We start from the raw sequence: 11370 nt of genomic DNA, 5'->3' as shown, positions 1-11370 counted from the left end.
GGCGCCGGGGGAGGGGTCGCGTTCGAGGACGGTGACGGGGTGACCGTGGCGGTACAGGACGCGGGCGAAGGTGAGCCCGGCGGGCCCGGCCCCGACAACGGCGATACGATGTCTCATGTCGATACACTGTATTTCATCCTTACGCCGTATCGCGACAGTACGATGTAGCCATGACTGTGTGGGACCGTCCGGAGCCGTCGGCTCGTCCTGTGCCGCTCGACCGGGCGCGGATCGTCGCCGCCGCCATCGCGCTGGCCGACGAGGGCGGGCTGGAGGCGATGTCGCTGCGCAAGGTCGCCGCCCGGCTGGACGTCGGCCCGATGCGGCTGTACGGCTACATCTCCACCAAGGAGGAGTTGTTCGACCTCATGGTGGACGAGGTCTACGCCGAGATCCTTCCCGACGGGCGGCCCGGTGGCTGGCGGGAGGCGCTGCGCGGCCACGCCCACCGCACCAGGCAGGCCGCCCTCCGTCACGAATGGCTGGCCGACCTGCTCGGCGGCCGTCCGACCCTGGGCCCGAACGGCTTCGCCGTCGGCGAGGCCGCCCTGTCCGCTCTCGACGGCCTCGCCGACCTCGGCACCGTCATGCGCGCCGCGGAGACCGTCAACGCCTACGTCACCGGTGCGATCAGACGCGAGATCGCGAACCTGCGGGCCGAACGCGCCACGGGCCTGTCCGACCAGGACTGGCAGCGCGCCTACGGCCCGCATGTGCGCAGGATGCTGGACACGGGCCGCTTCCCGATGCTGACCAAGATCGTGTACGACGGCACGGAGGTGGACGCCGAGACGTCCTTCTCCACCGGCCTTGACTGGGTTCTCGACGCCGTGGCCGCCAAACTCGCCCAGCCGCCGATGTGACCTCCGGGGCCTCTCCAGGGCAGGAGGCGACGGTCCTGGGGAAAGCGATCCGCTCCTCGTTCCCGCCGGTCACCGGCAGGGCCTGCGGTATGACGATCCGTCGACCAGAGGGAGGCGGCCCCGGTCTCGTCCACGGAACCGGGGCCGCTTCCCTCTGTCTCCTGGAACCGTACGGCGAAGCGCTTCACCGGTTATGTCCGGCGGATCACCGCGTGGCGGCCACCCGCCGCCCGAGGGGAGCCGGAGGGCGGAACGCCTGCGCGAGGGCCTGGCCGGTGAACGAGCCGGGATCGGCCGCCAGATCGGCCGGAGTCCCCTGGAAGACCACACGACCACCCGCGTCACCGGCGTCAGGACCGATGTCGATGACGTGGTCCGCGTGGGCGACGACCCGCAGGTCGTGCTCGACGACGACGAGTGTGGCGCCGTCGTCGACCAGTTCGTCGAAGAGGACGAGCAGCCGGTCCACATCGGTGCCGTGCAGCCCGGTCGTCGGCTCGTCCAGGACGATGCGCTGGCCGCGTCCCCGGCCGACGTCTCCAAGGTGCTTGGCGAGCAGCAGCCGCTGTTTCTCCCCGCCGGACATGGTGTCCATGGGCTGCCCGACGGTGAGGTAGCCCAGGCCGACACGGTCCATCCACCCGAGCCTGGCGACGATGTCGGCGTGTCCGGCGAACAGCTCGATGAGCGTGGCGGGAGGAGAGGCGAGGACGTCGGCGATGGTCGCCCCGTTGACACGTGTGGCCAGGGCACGGGGATTGAACCGCGACCCCTCACAGACGTCGCAGGGGGTGAAGACGTCGTCGAGGAAGGCCAGCTCGGTGGTGATGAACCCACGGCCCCGGCACACCGGGCAGGCGCCCTTGGAGTTGAAGCTGTACCACGCGGGAGCGAGCCCGGACTCGGCGGCGAAGATCCTGCGGACCCGTTCGGCCAGGCCGAGCTGGCTCAGCGGCGTTGACCGCCCGCCACCCTGCAGAGGCTCCTGCCCGACCACGACGAAGTCCTGGTGCTGTCTGGGCAGTTCACCCGTGACCAGGGAACTCTTTCCCGATCCGGCCACGCCGGTGACGGTGGTGAGCAGCCGTAGCGGAATACCGACGTCGAAGCCCTGGAGGTTGTGGGCGCGCGCGTCCCGGATCATGACGTGCCCGTGGGCGGGGCGGGTCGTGGCGCGCGGCGTCAGTGGTTCGCGCAGGGCCCGCGCGGTCGGTGTGTCGGCGCGCAGCAGATCGGTGGCCGTCCCCTCGAACAGGATCCGGCCGCCCTGGCGCCCTGCTCCCGGCCCGAGGTCGACGACGTGGTCGGCGAGCGCGATGACCTGCGGATGGTGTTCGACCACCAGTACCGTGTTCGCGGCGTCACGAAGCCGGAGAAGAAGCTCGGTCAGCCGCCGGACGTCGTGCGGGTGCAGACCACTGCTCGGCTCGTCGAAGACGTAGGTCACCGAGCTCAGCGGACTGCCGAGATAACGGATGATCTTGACCCGCTGCGCCTCCCCGCCCGACAGCGTCGAGGAGACCCTGTCCAGGGTGAGGTAACCGAGCCCGACCGACCGCAGCGCCTCCAACCGCCTGCGGGCCTCCGACAGGGCGGGGGCGACCCGGTGGTCGCTCAGGTCGGCGAGGAGGTCGTGGAGCCGGTCCACCGGCAGCGCCGTCCAGTCCGCGATGGAACGCCCGTCGACCAGGCTCGCCAGGGCGGCCTGGTTCAAGCGCGCGCCCCCGCACAGGGGACACGTCCGGGTGGTGATCACCCGGTGTATCGCCTCCTCGGTCTCCTTCGACTTCGACCGGGGCGGGTTGCGGATGTAGACGTCGCGCATCCGCGTCACGACGCCGTCGAACCTCGCCGTCTTGGGGAAACGCGGATCAGGGGCGGGCAGCTTCATCTGGTCGGCGAACAGGAAGTCCCGCATCTCCTGTTCCGTGTAGTCCCGCAGCGGCTTGGACCTGTCGAAGAGACCGCTGTAGGCGAAACGCTTCCACCGGTAGGTGCCCGGCCGGAAGGCGGGGAACCGTACCGGCCCCTGGTCGATGGAGCTGTCCAGGTCGAGCAGCGCGTCGAGGTCGACGTCCTGGACCACGCCGAGCCCCTCGCAGTCCGGGCACATCCCGCTCGGGTCGTTGAAGGAGTAGGCGGGCGAGTATCCCGCAGACGGCTCGCCGATCCGCGAGAAGATCAACCGCAGCAGCGGGGCGATGTCGGTCGCCGTCGCCACCGTGGAACGCGCGTTCCCGGTGAAGCGGCGCTGGTCGATCAGGACGGTGAAGGTCAGGCCGTCGATCCGCTGCACGTCCGGCTGGGCGGTGTGCGGCAGCCGGTTGCGCACGAAAGACGGGTAGGAGTCGTTGACCAGCCGCTGCGCCTCGGCCGCGACCGTGTCCAGGGCCAGCGACGACTTTCCGGAGCCCGACACGCCCGTGAAGACCGTCAGCGCCTCCTTGGGGATCTCCACGCACACCTCACGCAGGTTGTGCGTCGCGGCCTTCTCGACGACGATCCACCGGCCGCGACCGCCGTTTCCCCCGCCAGAGCCGTCTCGCATGCGTCCTTCCCCTCTCCCGGCACCGAATCCCCGAAAGGGCATGCCCAGCAGGAGGCCCGTCATCCTCCTTCCCGAAGATCCCGGCTTACTCGCCGGGCACGCGCTGGTGTTGCGCCTGACGGCGCGGTAGCGCTTTCCGCGGATGAATCCCGGTTGCGGCGGGACCGATGGGCTTGGTGGGGTAGCCGCATGGACGGTGTCACTGAGCAGGCACGATGGGCGAGAGCGGGAAGAGGCGGGACCGCCACGCGACAACCGGCTCCATGGCACAGGCTTGCGGTGCTCGGGGCTCTGATGCTGGCCGCCCTCACTTTCAACACCGCGGAGAACCTGCCGGTCGGTCTCCTGGAGCTGATCTCCGACGATCTACGGGTGTCCCTGTCCGCGGTCGGCCTCCTGGTCACCGGTTACGGCGCGATGGTGGCCATCGCGTCGGTGCCGATCGCCCACGTCGTGCGGGCAGTGCCCCGACGCCACGTGCTCACGGGGTTGCTGGCCGCGCTCGTGGTGTCCAGCCTCGTCGCGGCGCTGGCCACCTCCTATTGGCAGCTCCTCGTGGCACGGCTGCTGACCGCGCTCGCCCAGGCGCTGTTCTGGGCCGTGATGGGGCCGGTCGCGGTTGGCCTGTTCGCGCCCGAGGTCCGGGGGCGTGTGATCGGGGCACTGTCCGTCGCCGGTTCGCTCGCCCTCGTGCTCGGTGTTCCCGCTGGGACCCGTCTGGGCCAGCAGAGCGGTTGGCAGGTGCCCATCGCCCTGCTGGCGGCCCTGGGGCTTGTCTCCCTGGTCACGATCGCCGTGCTGCTACCGACCTCGCACCCGGAGGAGGAACCCGCCGCCTACGGCACCGGTCCCGACGCACGGCGGTTCGGGACGGTGCTGACGGCCGGGGCCCTGTCCGCCACCGGCGCGTTCACGGGATACACCTACATCGTGACCTTCCTGGGAGACGTGAGCGGGTTCTCCCCGAGCACGGTCAGCGTCCTGTTCGTGGGTTTCGGTGTCGCGTGTCTGGCCGGGGTGAGCATCACCGGGACGTTTCTGGACCGTTTTCCGCAGTCCGCGCTGGCCGCCGCCGTGGCCACGCAGGCGGTGGGCATGCTCGGCCTGTACGTCTTCGGTGCCCATCAGGTGGCGGCGGTGGTGTTCCTGGTGCTGATGGGCGGTGCGCTCGGGCCGGTTTTCATGACCACGCAGAACGCGATGCTGTACTGCGCGCCGGGCCGTACGGACATCGCTCTCGCGGCGAACTCCGGTGCCTACAACGCCGGCATCGCGGCGGGAGCCGCGATAGGGGCACTGGTCCTGCCGTTCGCCGAGGTACGGGGCACCTTCCTCGCCGGCGGGCTGCTGACCGTCGGGTCCTGCGCGGTCCTGCTCGGTGACCGACTGCTACGCGGGCGTCGCCGTACAGGAAGTCCTTCATCGGGTCACCGCTGAGGCCCGGACGTACTCGTGGCCCATCGGGACCGGCCCGTCGAGCTTCTCGGCCCCGCGGTAGGGCCAAGAGAAGACCGGCTACCTGCGGCGTAAGCTCGAAACCACCGGCTCTCTCGGATCGGATCCCGAATATGGCGACCTCATCTACTTCGTGCCCTGGGGCGGCGTCGGCCGCTCCGGCACCTACCGGGCCACACTCGGCCGACTGACCAAGCCCGAAGGCGGCGACGTCACCGTGGCCCTGGCCGGCTGACCATCCGGCCACATGAGTCCCGCCTCCCTGTCGTCCCGCCCGGCTCCCGACGCAGATTCGACGGACATGCTCATGACCACGAGAACGTTGCTCCTACGGCTGGCCGCTCCCGCACTCGCTTTGATCGCGTCGGCCGCGCTAACCGCGTGCGCGCCGGACCAGGGTGCCGCACGCGCCGCCCTCTCCTCCGCGCGGGCCGCGTCCGCCACCCCGCTCGCCCCGGTCACCACGATCGCCGACGGCCTGGACGCCCCCTGGTCCATCGCCTTCCACGGCCGGACGGCCCTGGTCAGCGAGCGGGACACCGCCCGCGTCGTCGAGATCGGCGAGCGGGGAGCCGTCCGTCAGGTCGGCGTCATCGAGGCGGTCACCCCGATGGGCGAAGGCGGTCTCCTCGGCATCGCTGTCCGCAACGGTTTCCTGTACGCCTACTACACCGCGAACGACGGGAACCGGATCGAGCGGTTCGAGCTCACCGGCACCCCCGGCAGGCTCGGCCTCGGACGCTCCTCCACCGTGCTCGACGGGTTGCCGTCGGCGAGCTATCACAACGGCGGCCGGATCGCGTTCGGACCCGACGGGATGCTGTACGCCACCGTCGGGGACGCCGGCGACCGCCCCGCAGCCCAGGACAAGAACACGCTCGCGGGCAAGATCCTGCGGATGACGCCGGAGGGGAAGGTTCCCCCGGACAACCCGTTCGCGGGCTCCCTGGTCTACAGCTTCGGCCACCGCAACCCCCAGGGCATCGCCTGGGACAGCGGCGGCACCCTGTACGCCAGCGAGTTCGGACAGGACACCTGGGACGAGCTCAACGTCATCCGGCCAGGCGGCAACTACGGCTGGCCCGAAGTCGAAGGCATCGCCGGCCGGGACGGCTTCACCGACCCGGTCCAGCAGTGGCCACCGGCCGAGGCGAGCCCCAGCGGCATGGCCATCACGAACGGGACGATCTACCTGGCCAACCTGCGCGGCAGGCTCCTCCGGCAGATCCCGCTCGACCGGCTCTCCACCTCCACCCAGCACCTCGCCGGCCGGTACGGGCGCCTCCGTGACGCCGTCGTCGCCCCCGACGGGTCGCTGTGGGTGCTGACCAACAACACCGACGGCCGCGGCACCCCCGGCCCGGGAGACGACCGCATCCTCCGCGTCGCGATCGGCGGCTGACACACCCGCCGCTGGTTCACCACCCGCCCTCCGCCCGCCGTCCAGCGGATGGGGCAGGAGCCGGGCGCCCACCCATGTGGCGTGCCGTCCGTTTCGCCCGCCGTGGTGCTCATCGGCGGGCGACCCCACGACGGCTCACGTCCGGCCGGACGGTTCGGCAGGGATCTCCCGGCCGCAGCGTCGTGCGACGGCTCCGTCAGCGTGTCGCGGCGGGGATGACGGTCTCGGCGTACGGCACGGCCCACACGGTCGGGTGGGAGATCGAGTGGCCGGTCCAGCCGTCCTCGCCGTAGGCCTCCCCATGATCGGCGCAGATGAGACCGAGCCAGGGGCCGAGGGACGGCAGCGCGTCGAACAGGCGCCCGAGTTCGGCGTCGGCGTAGGCCAGCGCGGCGCACTGGCTTTCCCACGAGTCCTGTGACTGCCCCGGCAGGTAGAAGTGCGTGGGCATGTGCGTGGCGGAGACGTTGAGGAACAGCAACAGGCGCCGGTCCTTGGGGTGGCCGTCCAGGATCCGCAGGGCGACATCCACCTGGTGGCGGGTGGAGTCCGGCTCATCGGCGCTCATCCGGCGATGCCAGTGACTCTCCTGGAAGAGCGCGGGAAGCACACTTCCCAGTGGTGTCAGATGGGAGAAGAACTCCACGCCTCCGATGCACACGGTGCGATAACCGAGGCCGGCCAGGCCGGAGACGATGTCGGGCGCGTCGAAGACGTAGGTGCGTTCACCGATGGTGGCGCCGTTCGGGGAGCGGCAGGCCAGAAGCCGCGAAGGCCGGCCGGGGCGTGCGGGAGTGGGGAGCCAGCCCGCGAAGAACGACATGTGCGCCGGGAAGGTGTAGGTCCCGAGGGCCCGGCGCTCTTCCCAGTTACCGCCCGGCAGGATCCGCGCCAGGTTCGGGCTCCGACCGGCATGAAGAACGGAACGCGCCGTGTCGAAGCGAAGCGAATCGAGCGTGATGAACAAGATGTTGTGACTGGGGATCACGTCATGGCCACTGATCACGATGTCTCCTTACCCGTCCGCCTCCCGGTCCTCCAGCGTGGACGTGCGACCCCAATCGGGTGATTCCGTCTCGAACGTCGGTGCCACCACGTTCACCGCGTGTCATACCCCGGCGGTTCGCGACTCATCGAGTGCTTCGGAAGCTCTGGGCCCAGCGGTGCAGCTCGGCGGTGGCCTCGTCGCGGGTGAGGGAACCACGTTCCAGGTGAACCTCCTGGAGATGCCGGATCGCGGCCCCCACCATCGGGGAAGGCGGGATGCCGAGCATCCGCATCACCGTTCTGCCGTCGAGGACGACGGGGGCGTCGTCACGCCTGGTGTACCTGTCCCGTTCGGCGGCGGTGCGGGCGTCGGCCTCTTCCTTGGCACGGCACGCGGCCTCCCACACGTCGTAGTCGGCGGCCTCCAGGGCGTCCAGGCCCGCCCGGCGCCACCCTTCCATGTCGCGTTCCCGCCCAAAGCCGACCGTGTCGAAAAGGTCCAGCGCACCTGCTCCGATCGCTCCGAGGCGGGCGAGCACGGCGTTGATCGGCCGGTCCTCATGTGGCGGTCCGACCCGGATCGAGGCGTACCCGGGGCCCCAGCTCTGCCGGCCGTTCTCCCACAGGGCAGCGGCCTGGCTGCCGTTACCGCCCCAGAAATCCGCTTCCACATAAGCGATACGGCCACCGCGTGACCAGCCCCTGAGCCTTTCGGTGAACCCCGGGGACATGAGCGTGAACGGCCCGCTCTCCCGTCGCGCGTCGGTCAGCTCGTTGAAAATCTCGTCAGTCACCGGTAGCAGCCCCAGGCGTTGCCGGAGAGGCGCCACCACCGCCCGCGGCACATCGCCCGACAAAGAGCGGAGATGGTCGAAATCGCCGACAACACCGTGGAGCACATAGGACATGCCCGCACCCTAGGCCGGGCAGCGGCACACAACCACCGCATTTCATGGCCGGGCGTCGCGGTGCCGACCACCGGGTGGGCAACCCGCGTTGAGACACCGCGTTTCAAGCTGCGAGGGTGTGCTTCCCCTGGTGAAGGCGGTGTTGGCCGCGGTCGAGGTGACAGGTCACCGTTCGCCGTAGCCTCAGGAGCCCTGAGCCGTATCAGCTCGGCTCTCGAACTTCAGCGATCTCCACGACAGCAGATCCCTCAACCCAGGGTCTTCGGTCCGCCACGCGCGATACGCCCTGTGCACGAGATCCAGCCCGGCGAAGCCGTACAGGCCGGTAATCCTGGCACGGTAATGCTCATCCGGACCGCCCTCCCGGAATTCGACGTCATAGTCGACGTCGACCTCCTCGTCGGCATCCGGGTTCTGGCCACCCGCGTAATCAAGGTGAACCTGGAAGTAGAACTGGCCCGCTGGCTCGCGATCCAGCCTTTCCACGATCGCGAACATCCAGCGTGCGTTCAGGTCCGCGAACAGGTCGTGCACCTCGGTGTCGGTTGGATCGTCCAGCACACGCCCGCTCGCATCGGATGCTCGAAGTCTCGGTGCGGCCATGCGGGGATCATAGACCGCGATCACCGGCTCGACGCCTTGCGCTCGGTCACCGCCGGCCGGGCCATGGAACCGTCCCTGCGGCTCCGTCGCGTCCTCCTTGCCGGGGTGCCGGCCCATGACTTCGGCCGTGAGACCAACGAGGCCGGGTCTGACCCACGCTGTCCCGGCGGCGCGTCTCCAACCGGGACGCCACCGCGGCGCAGGAGTCGCGGAACTCCGCGGTGACCGGTGGTTGTCCGACCGCATTTGTGCCGTTCAAAGGCGTGCGTGGCCCTCAGAGTGGGGTTTCATCCGTGCTGTAACGGTGGCGTGGGGGTAACCGCAATCTAACCTAACGTTCGGTAATGGGTCGATTACAAATGGCAACCGTAGGGTGCGGTCGACCCTCCGGCCGTACCGCGACAACCGGCAGGAAAGGATCCCTATGGCCTTGCCACAGAACCCCCCTCCCGGCGGATGCCCCAAACGCGTCGTGCTGACCAACGGCGGTTTCGAGCAGCCTCAGGTACCGAACCGGGACAACGTCACCTTCCTCGACGCCGGCCAGGTACCCGGCTGGCAGACCAACGACAGCAGGAACCAGATCGAGTTCTGGCCCTCCAACTCCTCCACCTACGGTGTCCCGTCGGCGGAGGGAACCCAGTTCGTCGAGCTGAACGCCAACTCGGCGTCCATGCTGTACCAGGACCTGCCCACCACGCCCGGCCAGAAGTTGTACTGGAGGCTGCGCCACCGCGGCCGCAGCGGCAACGACGTCATGCAGGTCCACATCGGTCCGGTCCCGGCGCAGGGCGCCCGGCTCGTCCCCAACAACAACCCCCAGAACCTGGAGGACGGCACCGGCGCGTGGGGCACGCACAGCGGCGTCTACACCGTCCCCGCGGGTCAGGACCACACCCGGTTCGGGTTCGTCGCCATCCGCTCCGCCGGAGGCAGCCCCAGCGTCGGCAACTTCCTGGACGACATCGTCTTCGGCACCGCACCGTGTGTGGTGCTGACCAAGAAGGCCGCACCCGACGGCGAGCTGAAGATCGGCGACACCGTCACCTACGAGGTCACCGCCGTCAACGAGGGCGGTTCGCCCGCCGACAACCTCGTCCTGACCGACGCCGTCCCGCCGGGCACCAGCCTGGTGCCCGGTTCACCGCGCATCGTGAACGGCCCCGGCGCCGGCAGCGACGAGCGCGCCTCCTACGATCCGGTCTCGCGCACGGTGACCTTCCGCCTCGGCGAGGGCGCCACCGCCGACGCGGGCGGCCGGCTGGACCCCTCCACCGACGGCAGGCCGGTCTCCACCACGGTCCGGTTCCAGGTGAGGATCGAGCGGACGGCCGGCGGCCACCTGATCGAGAACCAGGCCAAGGCGACCTACGACAACACCCTGGAGAACCCCATCGAGCACAGGGACGCCGTCTCCAACGCGGTCACCACCCCCGTGCGGAGGCCTGTCGACCTCGGCCTGACCAAGGCGGCCGACCGCACCCAGGTCGGTGTGGGGGAGGTCGTGACCTTCCACCTGCTCGTCACCAACCACGGCCCCGGCCAGGCCACCGGCGTGAAGGTCACCGACAGACTGCCCAGGCACCTGACCTACCTGTCCGCGCACGCCACCGGAGGCACCGGCACCGGCGGCTACGACCCGGCGAGCGGTGTCTGGAACGTCGGCACGCTGGATGAGAACGCCAGCGCGCGCCTGGAGCTCAAGGCCGTGGTGACCAGGCCCGGCGCGATCCGCAACACCGCCGCGGCCACCGCCAACGAGACCCCGCCCGACCACCCGGTCACCACCAGCACGCTCGTCGTCTGCGCGCTGCCGCCACAGCCCTGCCCGCCCCGTCACAGCGGTGGTCACGGCGGCGGTTGCGGAGGAGGCTGCGCCCCGTTCCCGCCTTCCTGCCCCGAGACGTGCGGTCACACCGTCTCCGGCCGCACCGAGCCCGGCCAGGGCTGGCAGGTCTACACCGACACGACCATCACCCTGCAGGTGGACACCGGCGACGCCGAGTTCGCCGCCACCCCGGTCTACGTGGCCTCGATCAGCAGCACCGGCGGATCGCAGTGGCTGCTCAGCGGCGCAACCGGCATCTACGACGCCACTCCCACCGGCTTTCGCGTCTACGTGCGCTGGACCGACGGCGGGCCGCTGAGCCCGGCCGACGCCGAACGCTACGGCTGGTACGTCACCTGGATCGGCAACGAGGGCCCCACCTCCCCGCAGGCGTCCTGACTCCCCGCCTCCCGAAGTGCCCCTGGGCTGCGCGGCGCCGTCCGAGCCGGTGATGACCGTGATGAGCTTGTCCGGGCAGGCACGGTTCTGCAGTTCGTGGAGGAACATCTCCTGTGCGCACGTCCTGGAGGACCGAGTTGCCCCGCGTGGAGAAGTGGAACTGCCTACCCTGGTTCTTGTCGCCGAGAAGGTCGGCGAACTGCTTGAGGAAGGCCTCAGACCGTCGACCTCCTTGAGCCTTTCAACTGCTGCCCGAACTGCTCGGGTGTGGTGACGTCCTTCAGCTCCTCCACCAGCGACCGGACCGGGACATCGTCCGCCCCGGGCGTCACGACCACCTGCTTCCGGCTGTTCCGCCGGCCAGCCACGAGCTGATC

9 protein-coding genes and 1 pseudogene are annotated in these 11370 nt (G+C 69.9%); 5 read left to right on the top strand and 5 right to left on the bottom strand.

All coding sequences use genetic code 11. From position 1 onward, the window contains the following. Positions 1 to 117, bottom strand: a 117-nt coding sequence (locus tag ACFOYY_RS41650; RefSeq protein WP_386197121.1) for an FAD-dependent oxidoreductase, incomplete at its 3' end; no start/stop codon positions are given. 53 nt (positions 118 to 170) lie between these two features. Here ACFOYY_RS41650 and ACFOYY_RS41645 point away from each other — a divergent pair. Next, complete coding sequence (locus ACFOYY_RS41645) at positions 171 to 863, top strand: TetR/AcrR family transcriptional regulator (RefSeq protein WP_362782738.1); 693 nt, start codon at positions 171 to 173, stop codon at positions 861 to 863. A 205-nt stretch (positions 864 to 1068) separates the two neighbouring features. Here the strand turns inward: ACFOYY_RS41645 and ACFOYY_RS41640 are convergent, their stop codons facing one another. Continuing rightward, complete coding sequence (locus ACFOYY_RS41640; protein WP_386197067.1) at positions 1069 to 3411, bottom strand: excinuclease ABC subunit UvrA; 2343 nt, start codon at positions 3409 to 3411, stop codon at positions 1069 to 1071. Between the two features lie 279 nt (positions 3412 to 3690). Between ACFOYY_RS41640 and ACFOYY_RS41635 the strand changes: the two genes are divergently transcribed. From ACFOYY_RS41635 to ACFOYY_RS41625, 3 genes and pseudogenes are all read left to right on the top strand, one after another. After that, entirely contained in the window at positions 3691 to 4848 is a 1158-nt protein-coding gene (locus ACFOYY_RS41635) for an MFS transporter (RefSeq protein ID WP_386197066.1), read from the top strand. Between the two features lie 73 nt (positions 4849 to 4921). Beyond that, positions 4922 to 5101, top strand: a pseudogene (locus ACFOYY_RS41630) (cyclophilin-like fold protein); the annotation flags it as partial. Positions 5102 to 5173: 72 nt separating this feature from the next. Beyond that, positions 5174 to 6268, top strand: coding sequence for a PQQ-dependent sugar dehydrogenase (locus ACFOYY_RS41625; RefSeq protein ID WP_386197065.1), 1095 nt, complete (start codon positions 5174 to 5176; stop codon positions 6266 to 6268). Between the two features lie 196 nt (positions 6269 to 6464). Here ACFOYY_RS41625 and ACFOYY_RS41620 read toward each other — a convergent pair whose 3' ends face one another. From ACFOYY_RS41620 to ACFOYY_RS41610, 3 genes are all read right to left on the bottom strand, one after another. Further along, entirely contained in the window at positions 6465 to 7274 is an 810-nt protein-coding gene (locus ACFOYY_RS41620) for an STM4013/SEN3800 family hydrolase (protein WP_386197064.1), read from the bottom strand. Positions 7275 to 7398: 124 nt separating this feature from the next. Beyond that, positions 7399 to 8049, bottom strand: coding sequence for a hypothetical protein (locus ACFOYY_RS41615; protein WP_386197063.1), 651 nt, complete (start codon positions 8047 to 8049; stop codon positions 7399 to 7401). A gap of 297 nt (positions 8050 to 8346) precedes the next feature. After that, positions 8347 to 8883 (bottom strand): hypothetical protein, encoded by a 537-nt coding sequence (locus ACFOYY_RS41610; RefSeq protein ID WP_386197062.1) that lies wholly within the window; start codon positions 8881 to 8883, stop codon positions 8347 to 8349. 307 nt (positions 8884 to 9190) lie between these two features. Here ACFOYY_RS41610 and ACFOYY_RS41605 point away from each other — a divergent pair, with 307 nt between their 5' ends. Next, positions 9191 to 10993 (top strand): hypothetical protein, encoded by a 1803-nt coding sequence (locus ACFOYY_RS41605; protein ID WP_386197061.1) that lies wholly within the window; start codon positions 9191 to 9193, stop codon positions 10991 to 10993. Positions 10994 to 11370 lie beyond the last annotated feature (377 nt).

This window comes from Streptosporangium jomthongense (assembly GCF_042650425.1).
Taxonomy (GTDB): Bacteria; Actinomycetota; Actinomycetes; order Streptosporangiales; family Streptosporangiaceae; genus Streptosporangium.
The sequence above is the reverse complement of the archived record's forward strand: the minus strand, read 5'-3'. Positions and strand labels throughout refer to the sequence as shown.